Here is an 18,055-nt window from a genome sequence, read left to right as displayed (position 1 = left end):
ACGATGAAGGTCGGCATCCCCCGCGAGGTCAAGAACAACGAGTTCCGCGTGGCCATCACCCCCGCCGGTGTCCACGAGCTCGTCCGCCACGGCCACCAGGTCTTCGTCGAGCAGAACGCCGGTGTCGGCTCCTCGATCACGGACGAGGAGTACGTCGCCGCCGGCGCCGAGATCCTCCCCACCGCCGACGAGGTGTGGGCCACCGCCGACCTGCTGCTCAAGGTCAAGGAGCCGATCGCGGAGGAGTACCACCGCCTCCGCAAGGACCAGACGCTCTTCACCTACCTGCACCTCGCCGCCTCCCGCGAGTGCACGGACGCGCTGCTCGAGTCCGGCACCACCGCCATCGCGTACGAGACCGTGGAGACCGCCAACCGCGCGCTCCCGCTGCTCGCCCCGATGTCCGAGGTCGCGGGCCGCCTGGCCCCGCAGGTCGGCGCGTACCACCTGATGCGCTCCGTCGGCGGCCGCGGCGTCCTCCCCGGCGGCGTCCCCGGCACCCACGCCGGCGAGTGCGTCGTCATCGGCGGCGGCGTCTCCGGCTGGAACGCCACCCAGATCGCCGTCGGCATGGGCTTCCACGTGACCCTGCTCGACCGTGACATCAACAAGCTCCGCGAGGCCGACAAGATCTTCGGCACCAAGGTGAAGACGATCGTCTCCAACGCCTTCGAGCTGGAGAAGGCCGTCGTCGAGGCCGACCTCGTCATCGGCGCCGTCCTCATCCCGGGCGCCAAGGCCCCGAAGCTGGTCACCAACGAGCTCGTCGCCAAGATGAAGCCCGGAAGTGTCCTTGTCGACATTGCGATCGACCAGGGCGGCTGCTTCGAGGACTCGCACCCGACCACCCACGCCGAGCCGACCTTCCAGGTCCACAACTCGGTCTTCTACTGCGTCGCCAACATGCCGGGCGCGGTCCCGAACACCTCCACCTACGCCCTCACCAACGCCACGCTGCCCTACATCGTGTCGCTGGCGAACAACGGCTGGGCCGAGGCGCTGCGCCGCGACGCCGCCCTCGGTCTGGGCCTCAACACCCATGATGGCAAGGTGGTTTACAAGGAGGTCGCGGAGGCGCACGGCCTCGAGCACGTCGAGCTGAGCACCCTCCTGGGCTGACCCTCGCGGCACCGCCGTCAACGCGTGCCGTCAATGCCGCACCCCCGGCCGGACCTTGTTCGACAAGGTCCGGCCGGCTGTGTCTCCGGCCACGCCGAAACGTTCGGGCAACTCGCCTCGAACGTAACCCTTTAACCGTTTCGCACACCCCTGAAACGTGTGGATGCGTGCCTGCGCACCCTTGACAGAGACGTGTTCGGTTGCCGACACATCGGGCCGGGTCCGGCGGATTGTGTTGCTGCGGAGCGGTGACACGCCATAGAGTCGCCAACCGTCGGCATGGTGCCACGCTGACCTATCGATAAATGTTCCTGGTGACATCCAAGGAGGTAAGACGACTTGTGAATGAGTCGACAATTACTCCCGGGAGCGGTGCGCCAGGTGCTCCGATCGGCTCCGTCGCGGTGCGGACCTTCGCGACGCACCAGCCCATGACGACAGCCCACACGATGAAGACGATGGACGGCCTACACGTGAACGCCACGGCCGGCAACGAGATGGGCCGAGAGTCCACCCACTTCGCCGCCTATGACGAGGTGCCCGAGGGGCACTTCTACGACCCCGACGCCGAGTACGAGCCCGACCCGGAGTACGCGGCCACCCTCGCACCCGACGCTGCCCGCCAGCGCCGCGAGCGGATCGGCCCCACCGGACGGCCCCTGCCGTACTTCCCGATCCCGGGTCCCCTGACCGACCACGGACCCGCGAAGATCATCGCGATGTGCAACCAGAAGGGCGGCGTCGGCAAGACCACGTCGACCATCAACCTGGGTGCCGCGCTCGCGGAGTACGGACGACGGGTGCTGCTCGTCGACTTCGACCCGCAGGGAGCCCTGTCGGTCGGCCTCGGCGTGAACCCGATGGAGCTCGACCTCACCGTCTACAACCTGCTCATGGAGCGGGGCATGTCGGCGGACGAGGTCCTCCTCAAGACCGCCGTACCCAACATGGACCTGCTGCCGAGCAACATCGACCTCTCGGCCGCCGAAGTCCAGCTGGTGAGCGAGGTCGCGCGCGAGTCCACGCTCCAGCGCGCCCTGAAGCCGCTGATGAACGACTACGACTACATCGTGATCGACTGTCAGCCCTCGCTCGGCCTGCTGACCGTGAACGCCCTGACGGCGGCTCACAAGGTCATCGTGCCGCTGGAATGCGAGTTCTTCGCCCTGCGCGGAGTGGCGCTGCTCACCGAGACCATCGAGAAGGTCCAGGAGCGGCTCAACCCCGACCTGGAGCTCGACGGCATCCTCGCCACGATGTACGACTCCCGGACCGTGCACAGCCGCGAGGTCCTCGCGCGCGTCGTCGAGGCCTTCGACGACCACGTGTACCACACGGTCATCGGACGGACCGTGCGCTTCCCGGAGACCACGGTCGCCGGCGAGCCCATCACCACCTACGCGTCCAACTCCGTGGGCGCCGCCGCCTACCGCCAGCTCGCCAGGGAGGTGCTCGCCCGGTGTCACGCCGAGTGAGTCTGCCCGGCGCCGACGAACTCTTCCGTACGACCGGGGGGACGGCGCTCCAGTCGTCCTCACCCCGCCGGGCCGTCCCGGCCCCGGCGGGCGAGAGCGACACGGCGGCGGCCGAGGGCTCCGCGGAGCACGCGGCGGCCGACGCGGAGGCGGCCGAACCGCGCGCCCGGACAGCGGAGCCCGAGAGCTCCGCTCCGAAGACCGCGTCCGCCGCGGCGGTCCCCGCCCCGGCAGCCGCCAGGCGGCGCGGCGGCCGTACCCCGAACCGGCGGCCCAGCGGCCGCGAGCGCCACGACGAGAAGATCACGGTCTACGTCTCCGCTGAGGAGCTGATGGACCTGGAGCACGCCCGGCTGGTGCTCCGCGGCGAGCACGGTCTCGCCGTCGACCGGGGCAGGATCGTCCGAGAGGCCGTCGCGGTCGTCCTGGCGGACCTGGAGTCCCGCGGCGACGCGAGCATCCTCGTGCGCCGCCTGCGCGGCCGCTGACGGTAGCCTGCGGGCTGCCGCGCCTCCCCGTTCTCCCTGGATCCCATGCACCACGCCCCTGACGAAACGTCCCGCCCGCCGCGCCGCCGCCTCCTGGGCCGCGGCCCGGGCGCGCCGGACCCCGTACCGGCCGTGGAGCCCGAGCCCGAGCCGATCGCCGAGCCCGAGCCCGTCGTGGCGCCGGACCCGGTCGTGGAGCACGAGCCCGAGCCCGAGCCGAGCGCGGTTCTCGATCCCGTCGTGGCTCCCGAGCCCGATCCCGTCGTGCGGTCGGCGGCGGTCGAGGAGGGGGCCGCCGAACCCCACGAGGCCACCGAGGCCCACGAGCCCACCGAGACCCACGAGCCCACCGAGCCCACCGAGGCCGGGGGTGGGCGGTTCACCGTGCGGCTGGCGAACTTCGAGGGGCCGTTCGACCTGCTCCTCCAGCTGATCACGAAGCACAAGCTCGACGTCACCGAGGTGGCGCTCTCGCAGGTGACCGACGAGTTCATGGCGCACCTGCGCGCCCTGGGGCCCGAGGGCGACCTCGACCAGACGACGGAGTTCCTCGTGGTCGCCGCCACGCTGCTCGACCTGAAGGCGGCCCGGCTGCTGCCCGCCGCCGAGGTGGAGGACGAGGCGGACCTCGCGCTCCTCGAAGCCCGCGACCTGCTGTTCGCCCGGCTCCTCCAGTACCGCGCGTACAAGCGCATCGCGGCGATCTTCGAGGAGCGGTGGGAGACCGAGGGCCGCCGCCATCCCCGTACCGTCGGACTGGAACCGCACCACGCCGAGCTGCTGCCCGAGGTGGTCATCTCGATCGGCGCCGAGGGCTTCGCGAAGCTGGCGGTGAAGGCCATGCGGCCCAAGCCCGAGCCGCAGGTGTACGTCGACCACATCCACGCCCCGCTGGTCAGCGTCCGGGAGCAGGCCGCCGTGGTCGTGGCGCTGCTGCGGGAGCGGGGTACGGCGGCCTTCCGCGAGCTGATCGAGGACGCCGGCGACACCCTCACGGTCGTCGCCCGCTTCCTCGCCCTCCTGGAGCTCTACCGGGAGAAGGCGGTCGCCCTGGACCAGGAGACCGCCCTGGGGGACCTCACGGTCTCCTGGACCGGCGGGGAGACGGACCCGTCCGGAGCCGTGACCGACGAATTCGACCAGGAGGCCACCGCGTGAGCGACCTCAAGCCCGCCCTCGAAGCCGTCCTCATGGTCGTCGACGAGCCCGCCACCGAGGCCCACCTGGCCAAGGTCCTGGAGCGCACCCCGCGCGAGGTGGCCGACGCCCTGCACGAGCTGGCCGACGAGTACACCGTCCAGGGCCGCGGCTTCGAGCTGCGCAGGGTGGCCGGCGGCTGGCGGTACTACTCCCGCCCCGCCCACGCCGCGGCGGTCGAGGCCTTCGTGCTGGACGGGCAGCAGGCCCGGCTCACCCAGGCGGCCCTGGAGACCCTCGCGGTCGTCGCGTACCGCCAGCCGGTCAGCCGTTCCCGGGTCTCCGCGGTCCGCGGAGTCAACTGCGACGGCGTGATGCGGACCCTCCTCCAGCGCGGTCTGGTGGAGGAGGCGGGCACGGAACCCGAAACAGGTGCGATCCTGTACAGGACGACGAACTACTTCCTGGAGCGGATGGGCCTGCGAGGCCTGGACGAACTCCCCGAACTCGCGCCCTTCCTCCCCGAGGCGGAGGCGGTCGAGCCGGACTCGCTGGAAGGGGTTCCTTCGTTCGATCCGGATGCACCGGATCGTGAGGACGACGACAAGACGGAAGTTTGATGCGAAGCAGCAGCGGCAGGAACAGCAGCGGAAACAACGGCGGGAGCCGTGGTGGCAACAGCGGCGGCCGCGGCGGCAGCAGCGGCGGTGGCGGCCGCGGTGGCAGCGGCTCCGGCGGTGGCGGTGGCTACCGCGGTGGCTCCGGTGGCAGCGGCTCCGGCGGTGGCGGTGGCTACCGCGGTGGCTCCGGTGGCAGCGGCTCCGGTGGTGGCGGTGGCTACCGCGGCGGCTCCGGCTCCGGTGGCAGCGGCTCCGGCGGCGGTTACCAGGGTGGCTCCGGTGGCGGCTACCAGGGCGGTGGCGGCGGTGGCCGCGACGACCGGCGCCCGAGCAACCCGCGTCGGCCGCGCCCCGAGGAGCGCTCCTACGACGTAGGCGCCCCCTCCGAGGCCCCGAAGAAGGGCCGCGGCGCCGCGGCCCGCGGTGGCGCCAAGGGCGGCCCCAAGGCCCCGCAGGGCGGCACCCCGCCCCGTCGTGGCCCGCACGGGCAGCGGCAGGCCCCGGCCCGCTCGCGCGAGCTCGACGCCAAGATCGAGCAGCGCAACCGGGAGCGGTACGAGAACCGCCCCCAGATCAAGACCCCCAAGACCTTCCCGGGCGCCGAGCAGGAGGGCGAGCGTCTGCAGAAGGTCCTCGCCCGCGCCGGCATGGGCTCGCGCCGCGCCTGCGAGGAGCTCATCGAGCAGGCCCGCGTCGAGGTCAACGGCGAGATCGTCCTGGAGCAGGGCAAGCGCGTCGACCCGGAGAAGGACGAGATCAAGGTGGACGGCCTGACCGTCGCCACCCAGTCCCACCTGTTCTTCGCGCTGAACAAGCCGGCCGGCGTCGTCTCCACCATGGAGGACCCGGACGGCCGCCAGTGCCTCGGCGACTACGTCAACAACCGTGAGACCCGGCTGTTCCACGTCGGCCGGCTCGACACGGAGACCGAGGGCATCATCCTGCTCACCAACCACGGTGAGCTGGCCCACCGCCTCACGCACCCGAAGTACGGCGTGAAGAAGACCTACCTGGCCGCCATCACCGGCCCGCTGCCCCGCGAGGTCGGCAAGCGGCTCAAGGACGGCATCCAGCTGGAGGACGGCTACGCCAAGGCCGACCACTTCCGCGTGGTCGAGCAGACCGGCAAGAACTACCTGGTCGAGGTCACCCTGCACGAGGGCCGCAAGCACATCGTGCGCCGCATGCTGGCCGAGGCCGGCTTCCCGGTCGAGAAGCTGGTCCGCACCGCCTTCGGCCCGATCTCCCTGGGCGACCAGAAGTCGGGCTGGCTGCGCCGCCTCACCAACACCGAGGTCGGCATGCTGATGAAGGAAGTCGGCATGTAAGGCTCCCCGCCGTACCCGACGAAGCCCGTGGCCGCCTGGCGGTCGCGGGCTTCGTCGTGCGCGGGGCCTTGTGGCCGCGGCCCGTCCGCCTTTATAGTCAATATGACTCTTAAGGAGGCGGGCGTGAGCCTCGCGAACATCCTCGAACCCCTGCAGCAGCCGCTCTTCACCGTCCTCGACACCCCGGTCAACTGGACCGAGGTCCTGGGATTCGGCAGCGGCGCGCTGTGCGTCTGGCTCGTCGCCCGCCAGCACGTGGCCAACTGGCCCATCGGCATCGCCAACAACCTCTTCTTCGTCCTGCTCTTCGCCCAGGCCGGCCTCTACGCCGACGCCGGCCTCCAGATCGTCTTCATCACCCTCGCCGTGTACGGCTGGTGGACCTGGACCCACGGGGGTGGACCAGGCTCCGACGCCCTCCCGGTGCGCCGCACCACGCGCGCCGAGTGGACGTGGCTGCTCGCGGCGGGGGTGGTGGGGACCCTCGCCCTCACCCTCCTGCTCGACCGCGTCACCGACTCGACCGTCCCCTTCTGGGACGCCGTCACGACCGTGCTCTCCCTGGCGGCGACCTACGGCCAGTGCCGCAAGCTGGTGGAGTCCTGGTGGCTGTGGATCGCGGCCGACATCGTCTACGTACCGCTCTACGCCTACAAGGAGCTCTACCTGACCTCCCTGCTGTACGTCGGCTTCATGACGCTCTGCGTCATCGGCCTGCGCGGCTGGACCCGGGACCTCGCCGGTGCCGGACGACCCGTGGGAGCGACGGCGTGAAGCGCTACGGCCATGGCCTCGTCCTCGGCAAGTTCTATCCGCCGCACGCCGGCCACCACCACCTCGTCCGCACCGCGCACGACCGCTGCGAGCGCCTCACCGTTCTCGTCTGCGCCTCCTCCGTGGAGAGCCTTCCGCTGGAGGACCGGGTCGCCTGGATGCGCGAGATCCACCCCGACGTCCTCGTCGTCGGCGCCGTCGACGACGTCCCCGTCGACCTCCACGACCCCGACGTGTGGGCCGCCCACATGGCCGTCTTCCGGGCCGCCGTGCCCGAACGCGTCGACGCCGTCTTCACCTCCGAGACGTACGGGGAGGAGCTCGGCCGCCGCTTCGGCGCCGAGTCCGTCCTCGTCGACCCGGAGCGCACCCGCTTCCCGGTCTCCGGCACCGCCGTCCGCGCGGACCCCGCCGGCTGCTGGGACTTCCTCGAGCCGCCCGTTCGGGCCGCCCTCACCCGGCGGATCGTCGTCCTCGGCGCCGAGTCCACCGGCACCACCACCCTGGCCCTCGCGCTCACCGACCACTACCGGCGGCGCGGCGGCGTCTGGGCCCGCACCCGGTACGTGCCGGAGTACGGGCGCGAGTACAGCGAACTCAAACTCGCCGAACTCCGCGCCGAACGGCCCGGCGCCACCTGGTCCGACGTCACCTTCCGCTCCTCCGACTTCCCCGTCATCGCCCAGCGCCAGGCCGAACTGGAGGAGGAGGCCGCCCGCGACGGCTCGCCCGTCCTCTTCTGCGACACCGACGCCTTCGCCACCACCATCTGGCACGAGCGGTACATGGGCACCACCAGCCCCGACACCGGCGAGATCGCCGCCCGCGGCCGGCAGCACCTCTGGCTGCTCACCGACCACCGGGGCGTCGACTTCGAGGACGACGGACTGCGCGACGGGGAGCACCTGCGGCCCTGGATGACCGCCCGGTTCCTCACCCAGCTCTCCCACACCGGCCGCCGCACGGCCGTCCTCACCGGCCCCCACGAGGAGCGGCTCGCGGCCGCCGTCGCCGCCGTCGACGCCCTCCTCGCCGAGGGCCCGCGACTCGCGGACCCGCTGCCGGAGCGCCGATGACCGGGCCCCGGGCACCCGAGGGGTACGACCCCCACGCCTTCGAGCCGTTCGCCGTCACCGTCGACCTCGCCGTCCTCACCGTCCGCGAGGAGCGCCTCCACGTCCTCCTCGTCGAGCGCGGCACGTCGCCGTACGCCGGATCCTGGGCCCTGCCCGGCGGCTTCGTACTGCCCCGCGAGTCCGCCGAACTCGCCGCCCGCCGCGAACTCGCCGAGGAGACCGGACTCTCCGGCGCCACCGCCGCCGGCCTCCACCTCGAACAGCTCCGCACCTACAGCGACCCGGACCGCGACCCGAGGATGCGGGTCGTCTCGGTCGCCTTCACCGCCCTCGTACCGGACCCCCCGGAACCGCGCGGCGGCGGCGACGCGGCACAGGCGCGGTGGGTGCCGTGGGGCACCCACGGCCCCCTCGCCTTCGACCACGACCGGATCCTCGCCGACGCCCACGAACGCGTCGGCGCCAAGCTGGAGTACACCTGCCTCGCCACCGCCTTCTGCCCGCCCGAGTTCACCCTCGGGGAGCTGCGGCAGGTCTACGAGACGGTCTGGGGCGTCGAACTCGACCGCCCCAACTTCCGGCGAAAGGTCCTCGCCACGCCCGGCTTCGTCCAGGCTGTGGAAGGACCTCCGCGCCTCACCGGCGGACGGGGGAAACCGGCCGCCCTCTACCGGGCGGGCGACGCCACCACCCTCCACCCGCCCCTCCTACGACCGGAAGGACGCCCCGCATGAACCTCGAACGACACGCCACCAAGCAGGCCGCGACGGGATCCCTGATCGGGCTGGCGCTCGGCGACGCGCTGGGATTCCCGACCGAGTTCAACGACGTGCCGTCGATCCTCGCCAAGGTCGGACCCTGGAGGGCGATGGCCCTGCCCCTCGCGAACGGCAAGGCGTACGTCACCGACGACACCCAGATGGCCCTCGCCTTCGCCCGCGGCATCCGTACGGCCATGGACCTGGAGGTGCTCTCCCCGCAGGCGCTCGCCGGGCCCGTCCGCGCCGAGTTCGTCGACTGGTACCACTCCCCGGAGAACAACCGGGCCCCCGGCAACACCTGCCTGACCGCCTGCGAACTCCTCGACGGCGACCGGCTCTGGCAGGACGCGAGCCAGATCGGTTCCAAGGGCTGCGGCGCCAACATGCGGGTCACCCCCATCGGGCTCGTCCCCGGTCTGAGCGAGGAGCAGCGGGCGGGCGCCGCGCAGCTCCAGGCGGCCCTGACCCACGGTCACCCCACGGCGCTCGCCGCCTCCGACCTCACCGCCCGCGCCGTGTACCTGCTCGCGCAGGGTGTCGACCCGGCGGGGCTCGTCGGCCAGCTCCGCTCGTACGCCTACGAGAACCGCTCCCGCTACCACGAGAACTGGCTCGGCGACCTGTGGACCCGCTCCCAGGACCCGTCCGCCCTCCACTTCGTCCAGCGCGGCTGGGACGAGTGCCTGGCCGTCCTGGAGCGCCTCGACGCCGTCCAGCGCACGGCCGACCCGGAGCTCGACCCCTGCGAGTACACCGGTGACGGCTGGATCGCCGAGGAGGCCCTCGCGACCGGGCTGCTCTGCTTCCTGCTCTTCCCCGAGGAACCCCTCACCGCTCTGCGCCGCGCCGCCTGCACCCGCGGCGACTCCGACTCGATCGCCGCCCTCGCGGGCGCCTTCGCCGGCGCCCACCTCGGCGCGGACGCCTGGCCGCAGGAATGGGCGGAGAACGTCGAGTACCGCAGCGACCTGCTGACCTTCGGCGCGCTCTGGGACGCTTGACCCATGACGCTCACCCTGGACCTGGACCTCTCGGCCGTCGTCGCCGAACAGCCCGACCCACTGCTCTTCGCGACCGTCTCCGGCGCGCACCTGTACGGCTTCCCGTCCCGGGACTCGGACGTGGACCTGCGCGGCGCGCACCTGCTGCCCGTGGACGCCCTCATAGGCCTCCGCGAGCCGGAGGAGACCCGCAGCCGGATGTGGGACCGGGACGGCGTCGAGATGGACCTCGTCACCCACGACCTGCGGAAGTTCGCCCGGCTGATGCTGCGCCGCAACGGCTACGTCCTGGAGCAGCTGACCTCGCCGCTCGTGGCCCACACCACGGACACCCACGCGGAGCTGGTCTCCCTCGTGCCCCGGGTGCTCACCCGTCACCACGCGCACCACTACCGGGGCTTCGCCGGGACGCAGTGGCGGCTCTTCGAGAGCAGCGGGGAACTCAAGCCGCTGCTCTACACCTACCGGGCGCTGCTCACCGGCATCCACCTGATGCGTTCGGGCGAGGTGCAGGCCCATCTGCCGACCCTGGCCGGCGAGGTGGCGGAGGCGCCCGCCCGGCTGCCCGACCTCGTCGCGGCGAAGACCGAGGCCGAGCACGGGAGCGCGGAGGTGGCCGTCGCGCACGTACGGGCCGAGACGGAGGCCCTGCACGGGTTCCTGGACGAAGCCCAGGCGGCCTCGGTGCTTCCGGAGTCCGCGCACGTCCAGGACGCGCTGCACGACCTCGTCGTACGGGCGCGGCTGGGGGCCCGCCAGGGGGTGGGGGCGTCCTGACCGGGAGACGGGGCCGGGTAAGACCTTCCGGACAGGGCGCCCCCTAGGGCCTAGAGCTCGGCGAGGGCCGAGGTCCGGCGGGCGCGGATCAGGAAGTCCTGCACGCGCGCGTGGTCGGGGGCGTCCGGGAGCGGGGTCGAGTCGTGGGCGCGGTCGGCCTCGTCCTGGAGGCGGTTCATCCAGGACTCGACCTCGGACCACGGCACCTCGCCGCGCTTGACGGCGAGGAGGCGGTCGCGTTCCTCGCCGACGCCGATGCGGAGTTCGCCGGTGCGCAGGAGGTCGCGGCAGCTGGTCAGGAGCCGGAGCAGGTGCATGGCGTGCTTCCAGCGGGGCCGGCCGTACTGGCGGACGTCCGCGTCGAGCTTGCGGCGCTGGCCTCCGGCGTAGCGGACGAACGTCTGGTGGGCCCGGCGGGAGAGGAAGGCCGTGCGCAGGGAAAGGAGTTCGCGGCCGAGGTCGTCGACGTACTCGACGACGGGGGAGTGGAGGCACTCCAGGACGTTCGGGTTGTTGCGCAGGGCGAGCTCGCAGAAGCGCTCCAGCTCCCAGCTGAACTGCTCCTCGGCCGGCCCCTCCACATGGGCGGGCGGCTTCTCGAAGTGCCAGAACAACGGCGTCGGGGCGAGATAGACGCCCCGGACGTCGGTGTCGCTGCCCTCGGTCGCGAGACCGAAGGCGCGCGAGCCCATCACGCAGGAGTAGATCGTGTGCTCGCGCACCAGCTCGTCCGGAGTCATGCCGGGCAGGTTACGCGAGGGTGATCGTGTCCCCCGAGACGGTGATCTGCTCGGCGGGCAGGGGGCGGGGAGCCGGTCCCGCCGCCACCGAACCATCGGCGATGCGGTACTTGGAGCCGTGGCAGGGACAGTCGATGGTGCCGTCCGCGACCTTGTTCACCAGGCAGCCCTGATGCGTGCAGACCGCCGAGAACGCCTTGAACTCACCGGCTTCGGGCTGGGTGACGACGACCTTCTCCTCGGTGAAGACCGTGCCCCCGCCGACCGGGATGTCCGACGTCTTCGCCAGCGCGGGGGCGGGCTTGCCCGTCGTGCTCGTCGCGGCCGGCGCGGACTCCGCGGAGGTGGTGGCGGCCGGACCGGACGGCGTCGCCGGGGCGCTGGTGCCCGCGTCCGTACCGCCGTCGCCGTCCGAGCCGCAGGCCGTCGTCAGGGCCGCGGCGGCGAAGAGGACGGTACGGCGTTTCGTGGCGCGTGAAGTCATACGGGCCAGCTTGGCGCCGGCCCGCTTCCCGGGCCCGCAACACGCCTACGCGCGGGGGAACAGCTCCCTCGCACGGCCGTCCGCGTCCCGCCGCACCTCGAGGACCGCCGTCACCGCCGTCCGCTCGACCGGTCCGTAGACATGCGGGAAGAGCACGCCCCCCGAGCCCTCCCAGCGGACCTCCCCGCCGAGCCGCCCCTCGTCGATCACGAGCACCAGGAGCGGGCCGGGCACGGCCCGGTAGTGCGCGTCCGCGACCGCCAGCGCCGAACCCTCGTCCGCGGAGCAGTGGACGAAGCCCTCGGCGGCGAGCGACGGCGGGGCGTAGGGGGCATCGGGCGCCTCGGGGGCGGCGGACCAGTCGGCCAGCGGTACGACGTGCAGCAGCATCCGACAGTTCTACCCCGCCGCCCTCCCCGGCCGGTGCGGCGCCCGGCGTGTGCACCGAGTGGCGGAACGTGCCGGTACAGGTGACATTGGGCGTGTTCCGTACCGGACGAAAGGCAAGAACCATGGCGGGAAACGACCTCGGCGGTCTCCTCGGCGGCCTCCTCGGAGGCGGCGGACAGGGCGGTGCCGGTGGCGCCGGCGGCCTCCTCGGCTCCCTGCTCGGGGCCCTCGCCGGCGGCGGGAGCGGCGCCGGAGGCGCGAACGGCTCGAACCCGCTCGGCGGCCTCCTCGACATGCTGACCAAGTCCGGCCTCGCCGACCAGGCCCAGTCCTGGGTCGGCACCGGCGACAACCAGCCCGTCAGCGGCGCCCAGATCGCCGAAGCCCTCCCCGACGACACCCTCCGCAAGGCGGCGGCGGAAGCCGGCGTCAGCCCGGAGGAGGCCGCCGACGAGATCGCCAGGACCCTGCCGCAGGCCGTCGACAAACTGACCCCGAACGGTTCGCTGCCCCAGGGCGGCTCCCTGGAGGACATCATCCGCCGGCAGCAGCTCTGACCCGGCCGGCGGGCGGCACCCGCCCCGCCCCGGCCCCGCCCTCCACTCGGCACGTCTCGGAGGGCGGGCGCCGCGACGCGCCGACCCCACCGCTGACTAGGCTGAACGGAGCACTTGACGCAGGCGAAGGAGCACGACGTGGCGGTACGAGCGGTCCGAGGAGCCGTCCAGCTCGAACAGGACGAGGCCGGACACATGCGCGAGCAGGTCGAAGAGCTGCTCACCGCCGTCCTCACCCGCAACGGGCTCACCCACGACGACCTCATCAGCATCTGGTTCACGGCCACGCCCGATCTCCACAGCGACTTCCCCGCCGCCGCGGCCCGCCGCGTCGGGATCGTCGACGTCCCCCTGATCTGCGCACAGGAGCTCGACATCGACGGGGCGATGCCGAGGGTCGTCCGGCTCCTCGCCCACGTCGAGACCGACCTGCCCAAGTCCGCGATCGCGCACGTCTACCTCGGCGCTGCGGCCGCCCTGCGCAAGGACATCGCACAGTGAGAACAGCCCTCGTCATCGGCACCGGACTGATCGGCACCTCCGCCGCCATCGCCCTCGCGGGCCGCGGCGTCACCGTCCACCTCCGCGACCACGACCCCGCGCGCGCCAGCACCGCCGCCGCGCTCGGCGCCGGCACCGACGAGGCGCCCGAAGGCCCCGTCGACCTCGCCATCGTCGCCGTACCCCCGGCCCACGTCGCCGCCACCCTCGCCGAGGCCATGACCGCCGGGCTCGCCCGCGGATACCTCGACGTGGCCAGCGTCAAGGGCGGACCGAAGCGCGAGCTGGAGGCGCTGGGCCTCGACCTCACCTCGTACATCGGTACGCACCCCATGTCCGGCAAGGAGCGGTCCGGCCCGCTCGCCGCCACCCCCGACCTCTTCGAGGGACGGCCCTGGGTCCTCACCCCCACCCGCGACACCGACACCGAGGTCCTCAACCTCGCCCTCGAACTCGTCGCCCTCTGCCGGGCCGTCCCCGTCGTCATGGACGCCGACGCCCACGACCGCGCCGTCGCCCTCGTCTCCCACACCCCGCAGCTGGTGTCCTCCATGGTCGCCGCGCGCCTCGAAGAGGCCGACGAGTCCGCCGTACGCCTCTGCGGCCAGGGCATCCGCGACGTCACCCGGATCGCCGCCTCCGACCCGCGCATGTGGATCGACATCCTCTCCGCCAACCCCGGCCCCGTCGCCGACGTCCTCTCCGGCGTCGCCTCCGACCTCGACGAGACCGTCCGCGCCCTCCGCTCCCTCCAGTCCGCCGACGAGGACAAGCGCCGCGACGGTGCCGCGGGCGTCGAGGACGTCCTCCGGCGCGGCAACGCCGGGCGCGCCCGCGTCCCCGGCAAGCACGGCGCCGCCCCCGCCGTCTACGAGACCGTCGCCGTCCTCATCAGCGACCAGCCCGGCGAGCTCGCCCGCATCTTCGCCGACGCCGGGCGTGCGGGGGTCAACATCGAGGACGTCCGCATCGAGCACGCGACCGGGCAGCAGGCGGGGCTCGTCCAACTCATGGTCGAGCCGTCCGCCGCCGCGGTCCTCGGTGCCGCCCTCCTCGAACGCGGCTGGTCCCTCCGCACCACCTGACCCCCGGGGCCGGCCCCGCCGCGCCTCGCCCACGCCGTTGTGGGCGCAACGGACGGCCCCCACTCCGCCCACCCCCGTTCCAGGCCAGCGAACGGCTCAGCCCGGCCCATCGCGGTGTGGGCCCCCGTCCGCCGGGGGCGGTGCCCACCCTCCCCGGCCCACCCTCGTGGTGGGCACTCGTCCGCCGGGGGCGGTGCCCACTCTCCCCGGCCCACCCCCGTAGGGGCGCGCGTCCGCCGGGGCGGTGCCCACCCTCCCCGGCCCACCCCCGTTGTGGGCACGCGTCCGCCGGGGGCCCACCCTCCTCGGCCCACCCCCGTTGTGGGCAATCGTTCCGCTGGGGCGGAACGGGTGGGCACAACGGAACGGCGCCCCTTGCCGGGCCTAGGCTTCCGCGCCTGATCCCGCACCACTGGTACGGCGCCGTATGGGTGCGGGTAGGCACAAGGGGGCGAGGCGCCGCCGAGGGCGCCGTCCCGTGTGCCCACCCGTCCCGCCCCAGCGGGACGATTGCCCACACGGGGGTGGGGCGGGCGGCGGATGGTGCGGCCCTCACGGGGCGCGGACGCAGGCCGCACGGCGGTGGGGGCGCGAGCCACACGGGGCGCGGGCGCAGCCCACACGGGGCGCGGGCGCGGGCCAAACGCGGGTGGTCGGCGGGTGGGCGCGGGCTGCGTGGGGTGTGGGTGCGGGCCCGTAGACGGGCGGCTGGCACGCGGGCGGGGCCCGCGTGGGGAGGTGCCGCGGGCTCACGCGGGGGCGGGGGCGGGCCATCGAGGTGGGTGGGTGGGGCAGTGGGGTGGGTGGGCGGGGCTGGAGGGGGGTTGCGGAGTCGGTAACCTGGTGGGGGGCCATGGCAAGACCGCCGGGACCCGACCGCACACCCCAGGAAGGTGTTCCCACCGTGGAATCCGTGATCGTCGCCATCGACGGGCCCTCCGGCACGGGCAAGTCGAGCACTTCGAAGGCGGTCGCCGCCAAGCTGGGGCTGAGCTACCTGGACACCGGTGCGCAGTACCGGGCGATCACGTGGTGGATGATCAGCAACGGGGTGGACGTCCACGACGCGGAGGCCGTGGCGAACGCGGCGGGGAAGCCGGTCATCGTGTCCGGCACGGACCCGGCGCGGCCGACGATCACCGTGGACGGCGTGGACGCGGCCGGCCCGATCCGTACCGAAGAGGTCACGTCGAAGGTGAGCGCGGTGAGCGCCGTCCCCGAGGTGCGGGCGCTGATCACGGAGCTCCAGCGGAGCATCGCCAAGGGCGCGGAGCCGGGCATCGTCGTGGAGGGCCGGGACATCGGCACCACGGTGCTGCCCGACGCCGACCTGAAGATCTTCCTCACGGCGTCGCCGGAGGCCCGTGCCGCGCGCCGGTCCGGCGAGCTCAAGGGCGTCGACGTGCACGCGACGAAGGAAGCGCTGATCAAGCGGGACGCGGCGGACTCCAGCCGTAAGACGTCCCCGCTGGCGAAGGCGGACGACGCCGTGGAGGTCGACACCACCGACCTCACGCTGGACCAGGTCATCGAGTGCGTCGTGACGCTCGTGGACGAGAAGCGGGCGGCCGCCAAGTGACCCTGCCCTCCGAGAAGGGCGCCGCCGTCGGCCGTCGCATCGGCATCGGGCTGATGTACGGCTTCTGGAAGCCGCGCGTCCTCGGCGCCTGGCGGGTGCCGGCCTCCGGCCCCGCCATCCTCGCCGTCAACCACGCGCACAACATCGACGGCCCCATGCTCATGGGCACCGCCCCGCGGCCCGTGCACTTCCTGATCAAGAAGGAGGCGTTCGTCGGCCCGCTAGGCGGCTTCCTGGAGGGCATCGGGCAGCTCAAGGTCGACCGGGACGGCACCGACCGCAAGGCGATAGGCAACGCGCTGGGCGTCCTGGAGCAGGGCGGAGTCCTCGGGATCTTCCCCGAGGGCACCCGCGGTGACGGCGACTTCGCCTCGCTGCGCGCCGGCCTCGCCTACTTCGCCGTCCGCAGCGGTGCGCCGATCGTCCCGGTCGCCGTCCTGGGAAGCACCGAGCGCCGGGGACGGTTGGTCAAGGCACTGCCTCCGCTGCGCGGCCGCGTCGACGTCGTCTTCGGCGACGCCTTCGAGGCGGGCGACGGTTCAGGCCGCCGCACCCGCAAGGCGCTCGACGAGGCCACCGTACGCATCCAGGACAGGCTCACCGCCCACCTGGAGAACGCCAGGCGCCTCACCGGGCGCTGAGCGAGACTTTCAGTAGTGGGCCCCGCGGCCCGGGGACCCACCGACCACGAATGATCAAGGAACGGACTTCATGAACGACCAGCACGACCACGGGGCACTTGGCGACGCCGAGTACGCGGAGTTCATGGAGCTCGCCGCGGAAGAAGGCTTCGACGTCGACGAGGTCGAGGGCGCGATCGAGGAGGCCGGGCACGGCCCGCTCCCCGTCCTCGCCGTCGTCGGCCGCCCGAACGTCGGCAAGTCGACCCTGGTGAACCGCATCATCGGCCGCCGCGAGGCCGTCGTCGAGGACAAGCCGGGCGTCACCCGCGACCGCGTCACCTACGAGGCCGAGTGGGCAGGCCGCCGCTTCAAGGTCGTCGACACCGGCGGCTGGGAGCAGGACGTCCTCGGCATCGACGCCTCCGTCGCCGCCCAGGCCGAGTACGCCATCGAGGCGGCCGACGCCTGCCTCTTCGTCGTGGACGCCACCGTCGGCGCCACCGACACCGACGAGGCCGTCGTCAAGCTGCTCCGCCGCGCGGGCAAGCCGGTCGTCCTCGCCGCGAACAAGGTCGACGGCCAGTCCGGCGAGGCCGACGCCGCGACGCTGTGGTCGCTGGGTCTCGGCGAGCCGTTCCCCGTCTCCTCGCTGCACGGCCGCGGCACCGGCGACCTCCTCGACGAGGTCCTGCGGAAGCTGCCCGAGGCCCCCGAGCAGCGCTTCGGCAACGCGGTGGGCGGCCCCCGCCGCATCGCCCTCATCGGCCGCCCGAACGTCGGCAAGTCCTCCCTGCTCAACAAGGTGGCCGGCGAGGACCGCGTGGTCGTCAACGAGCTGGCCGGCACCACCCGCGACCCGGTCGACGAGCTCATTGAGCTCGGCGGCGTGACGTGGAAGTTCGTCGACACGGCGGGCATCCGCAAGAAGGTCCACCTGCAGGCCGGCGCGGACTACTACGCCTCGCTGCGGACCGCCGCCGCCATCGAGAAGGCGGAGGTGGCCGTCATCCTCATCGACACCACCGACAACATCTCGGTCCAGGACCAGCGCATCATCACGACGGCGGTCGAGTCGGGCCGCGCCATCGTCATCGCCTACAACAAGTGGGACGAGCTCGACGAGGAGCGCCGCTACTACCTCGAGCGCGAGATCGAGACCGAGATGCAGCAGGTCGCCTGGGCGCCCCGGGTCAACGTCTCCGCCAAGACCGGCCGCCACATGGAGAAGCTGGTCCCGGCCATCGAGACCGCCCTCGCCGGCTGGGAGACCCGCGTCCCCACCGGCCGGCTCAACTCGTTCCTCGGCGAGATCGTCGCGGCCCACCCGCACCCGGTCCGCGGCGGCAAGCAGCCCCGCATCCTCTTCGGCACGCAGGCCGGCACCAAGCCGCCGCGCTTCGTGCTCTTCGCCTCGGGCTTCCTGGAGGCCGGCTACCGCCGCTTCATCGAGCGCCGTCTGCGCGAGGAGTTCGGCTTCGAGGGCACCCCGATCCACATCTCGGTCCGGGTGCGCGAGAAGCGCGGACGCAAGAAGTAGCAC

At 72.7% G+C, this 18,055-nt stretch carries 20 protein-coding genes; 17 read left to right on the top strand and 3 right to left on the bottom strand.

What is annotated here, in order from left to right:
• Positions 1 to 3: 3 nt before the first annotated feature.
• From ald to MRBLMG1_RS09940, 11 genes are all read left to right on the top strand, one after another.
• On the top strand, positions 4 to 1,119 hold the full coding sequence (ald, locus tag MRBLMG1_RS09990; protein ID WP_367822839.1) for an alanine dehydrogenase: 1,116 nt from the start codon (positions 4 to 6) through the stop codon (positions 1,117 to 1,119).
• Between the two features lie 449 nt (positions 1,120 to 1,568).
• Positions 1,569 to 2,594 carry a ParA family protein gene (locus tag MRBLMG1_RS09985; RefSeq protein WP_367822871.1) on the top strand — a complete coding sequence of 342 codons (1,026 nt, stop codon included), beginning with the start codon at positions 1,569 to 1,571 and terminating at the stop codon, positions 2,592 to 2,594.
• Positions 2,579 to 3,082: a hypothetical protein gene (locus MRBLMG1_RS09980; RefSeq protein ID WP_367822837.1), complete on the top strand. Its 504-nt coding sequence runs from the start codon at positions 2,579 to 2,581 to the stop codon at positions 3,080 to 3,082. The genes MRBLMG1_RS09985 and MRBLMG1_RS09980 overlap by 16 nt, the downstream gene beginning before the upstream one ends.
• 45 nt (positions 3,083 to 3,127) lie before the next feature.
• The gene (locus MRBLMG1_RS09975; protein ID WP_367822836.1) at positions 3,128 to 4,240 is read left to right on the top strand and encodes a segregation and condensation protein A; all 1,113 of its coding nucleotides are present in this window, start codon (positions 3,128 to 3,130) and stop codon (positions 4,238 to 4,240) included.
• Positions 4,237 to 4,839, top strand: a complete 603-nt coding sequence (gene scpB / locus MRBLMG1_RS09970; RefSeq protein WP_367822834.1) for an SMC-Scp complex subunit ScpB — start codon at positions 4,237 to 4,239, stop codon at positions 4,837 to 4,839. Before MRBLMG1_RS09975 ends, scpB begins: the two co-directional genes overlap by 4 nt.
• Positions 4,839 to 6,167 carry a pseudouridine synthase gene (locus MRBLMG1_RS09965; protein ID WP_367822832.1) on the top strand — a complete coding sequence of 443 codons (1,329 nt, stop codon included), beginning with the start codon at positions 4,839 to 4,841 and terminating at the stop codon, positions 6,165 to 6,167. The genes scpB and MRBLMG1_RS09965 overlap by 1 nt, the downstream gene beginning before the upstream one ends.
• 123 nt (positions 6,168 to 6,290) lie before the next feature.
• On the top strand, positions 6,291 to 6,941 hold the full coding sequence (gene pnuC, locus MRBLMG1_RS09960; protein WP_367822830.1) for a nicotinamide riboside transporter PnuC: 651 nt from the start codon (positions 6,291 to 6,293) through the stop codon (positions 6,939 to 6,941).
• On the top strand, positions 6,938 to 8,017 hold the full coding sequence (locus MRBLMG1_RS09955) for an AAA family ATPase (protein ID WP_367822828.1): 1,080 nt from the start codon (positions 6,938 to 6,940) through the stop codon (positions 8,015 to 8,017). Before pnuC ends, MRBLMG1_RS09955 begins: the two co-directional genes overlap by 4 nt.
• Entirely contained in the window at positions 8,014 to 8,751 is a 738-nt protein-coding gene (locus MRBLMG1_RS09950) for an NUDIX hydrolase (protein WP_367822827.1), read from the top strand. Before MRBLMG1_RS09955 ends, MRBLMG1_RS09950 begins: the two co-directional genes overlap by 4 nt.
• Positions 8,748 to 9,779: an ADP-ribosylglycohydrolase family protein gene (locus tag MRBLMG1_RS09945; protein ID WP_367822825.1), complete on the top strand. Its 1,032-nt coding sequence runs from the start codon at positions 8,748 to 8,750 to the stop codon at positions 9,777 to 9,779. The genes MRBLMG1_RS09950 and MRBLMG1_RS09945 overlap by 4 nt, the downstream gene beginning before the upstream one ends.
• A 3-nt stretch (positions 9,780 to 9,782) precedes the next feature.
• Positions 9,783 to 10,556, top strand: a complete 774-nt coding sequence (locus tag MRBLMG1_RS09940; RefSeq protein ID WP_367822823.1) for a nucleotidyltransferase domain-containing protein — start codon at positions 9,783 to 9,785, stop codon at positions 10,554 to 10,556.
• A 50-nt stretch (positions 10,557 to 10,606) separates the two neighbouring features.
• On the opposite strand, the gene MRBLMG1_RS09935 is transcribed toward MRBLMG1_RS09940, so the two are convergent.
• The 3 genes from MRBLMG1_RS09935 to MRBLMG1_RS09925 are packed head-to-tail and all read right to left on the bottom strand — an operon-like array spanning position 10,607 to position 12,170.
• A complete protein-coding gene (locus MRBLMG1_RS09935; protein WP_367822821.1) occupies positions 10,607 to 11,296 on the bottom strand; it encodes a nucleotidyltransferase domain-containing protein in 690 nt (229 codons plus the stop codon).
• A gap of 10 nt (positions 11,297 to 11,306) precedes the next feature.
• Complete coding sequence (locus tag MRBLMG1_RS09930) at positions 11,307 to 11,780, bottom strand: Rieske (2Fe-2S) protein (protein WP_367822819.1); 474 nt, start codon at positions 11,778 to 11,780, stop codon at positions 11,307 to 11,309.
• 45 nt (positions 11,781 to 11,825) lie between these two features.
• The gene (locus MRBLMG1_RS09925) at positions 11,826 to 12,170 is read right to left on the bottom strand and encodes a DUF952 domain-containing protein (RefSeq protein WP_367822817.1); all 345 of its coding nucleotides are present in this window, start codon (positions 12,168 to 12,170) and stop codon (positions 11,826 to 11,828) included.
• A gap of 122 nt (positions 12,171 to 12,292) precedes the next feature.
• Between MRBLMG1_RS09925 and MRBLMG1_RS09920 the strand changes: the two genes are divergently transcribed.
• The 6 genes from MRBLMG1_RS09920 (at position 12,293) to der (ending at position 18,052) form a co-directional block, all read left to right on the top strand.
• The gene (locus MRBLMG1_RS09920; RefSeq protein WP_367822815.1) at positions 12,293 to 12,727 is read left to right on the top strand and encodes a YidB family protein; all 435 of its coding nucleotides are present in this window, start codon (positions 12,293 to 12,295) and stop codon (positions 12,725 to 12,727) included.
• Between the two features lie 138 nt (positions 12,728 to 12,865).
• Complete coding sequence (gene aroH / locus MRBLMG1_RS09915; protein WP_367822813.1) at positions 12,866 to 13,228, top strand: chorismate mutase; 363 nt, start codon at positions 12,866 to 12,868, stop codon at positions 13,226 to 13,228.
• Entirely contained in the window at positions 13,225 to 14,313 is a 1,089-nt protein-coding gene (locus MRBLMG1_RS09910) for a prephenate dehydrogenase (RefSeq protein WP_367822811.1), read from the top strand. Before aroH ends, MRBLMG1_RS09910 begins: the two co-directional genes overlap by 4 nt.
• A gap of 853 nt (positions 14,314 to 15,166) precedes the next feature.
• Positions 15,167 to 15,892 carry a (d)CMP kinase gene (gene cmk, locus MRBLMG1_RS09905; protein WP_367822809.1) on the top strand — a complete coding sequence of 242 codons (726 nt, stop codon included), beginning with the start codon at positions 15,167 to 15,169 and terminating at the stop codon, positions 15,890 to 15,892.
• On the top strand, positions 15,889 to 16,533 hold the full coding sequence (locus tag MRBLMG1_RS09900) for a lysophospholipid acyltransferase family protein (protein ID WP_367822808.1): 645 nt from the start codon (positions 15,889 to 15,891) through the stop codon (positions 16,531 to 16,533). Before cmk ends, MRBLMG1_RS09900 begins: the two co-directional genes overlap by 4 nt.
• A 70-nt stretch (positions 16,534 to 16,603) precedes the next feature.
• Positions 16,604 to 18,052, top strand: coding sequence for a ribosome biogenesis GTPase Der (der, locus tag MRBLMG1_RS09895; protein WP_367822806.1), 1,449 nt, complete (start codon positions 16,604 to 16,606; stop codon positions 18,050 to 18,052).
• The last annotated feature ends 3 nt before the right edge of the window (positions 18,053 to 18,055 follow it).

Source organism: Streptomyces sp. LMG1-1-1.1, from assembly GCF_040815545.1.
Lineage (GTDB): Bacteria > Actinomycetota > Actinomycetes > Streptomycetales > Streptomycetaceae > Streptomyces.
This window is presented reverse-complemented; position numbering and strand designations above follow the sequence as displayed.

What these genes read in the sequence shown, in the direction of transcription:
- ald (WP_367822839.1), top strand. Translation starts at nt 4, where the DNA reads ATGAAGGTCGGCATCCCCCGCGAGGTCAAGAACAACGAGTTCCGCGTG.
- MRBLMG1_RS09985 (WP_367822871.1), top strand. Translation starts at nt 1,569, where the DNA reads ATGAAGACGATGGACGGCCTACACGTGAACGCCACGGCCGGCAACGAG.
- MRBLMG1_RS09975 (WP_367822836.1), top strand. Translation starts at nt 3,128, where the DNA reads ATGCACCACGCCCCTGACGAAACGTCCCGCCCGCCGCGCCGCCGCCTC.
- MRBLMG1_RS09965 (WP_367822832.1), top strand. Translation starts at nt 4,839, where the DNA reads ATGCGAAGCAGCAGCGGCAGGAACAGCAGCGGAAACAACGGCGGGAGC.
- MRBLMG1_RS09950 (WP_367822827.1), top strand. Translation starts at nt 8,014, where the DNA reads ATGACCGGGCCCCGGGCACCCGAGGGGTACGACCCCCACGCCTTCGAG.
- MRBLMG1_RS09945 (WP_367822825.1), top strand. Translation starts at nt 8,748, where the DNA reads ATGAACCTCGAACGACACGCCACCAAGCAGGCCGCGACGGGATCCCTG.
- MRBLMG1_RS09940 (WP_367822823.1), top strand. Translation starts at nt 9,783, where the DNA reads ATGACGCTCACCCTGGACCTGGACCTCTCGGCCGTCGTCGCCGAACAG.
- MRBLMG1_RS09935 (WP_367822821.1), bottom strand. Translation starts at nt 11,296, where the DNA reads ATGACTCCGGACGAGCTGGTGCGCGAGCACACGATCTACTCCTGCGTG.
- MRBLMG1_RS09930 (WP_367822819.1), bottom strand. Translation starts at nt 11,780, where the DNA reads ATGACTTCACGCGCCACGAAACGCCGTACCGTCCTCTTCGCCGCCGCG.
- MRBLMG1_RS09925 (WP_367822817.1), bottom strand. Translation starts at nt 12,170, where the DNA reads ATGCTGCTGCACGTCGTACCGCTGGCCGACTGGTCCGCCGCCCCCGAG.
- MRBLMG1_RS09920 (WP_367822815.1), top strand. Translation starts at nt 12,293, where the DNA reads ATGGCGGGAAACGACCTCGGCGGTCTCCTCGGCGGCCTCCTCGGAGGC.
- cmk (WP_367822809.1), top strand. Translation starts at nt 15,167, where the DNA reads ATGGCAAGACCGCCGGGACCCGACCGCACACCCCAGGAAGGTGTTCCC.
- der (WP_367822806.1), top strand. Translation starts at nt 16,604, where the DNA reads ATGAACGACCAGCACGACCACGGGGCACTTGGCGACGCCGAGTACGCG.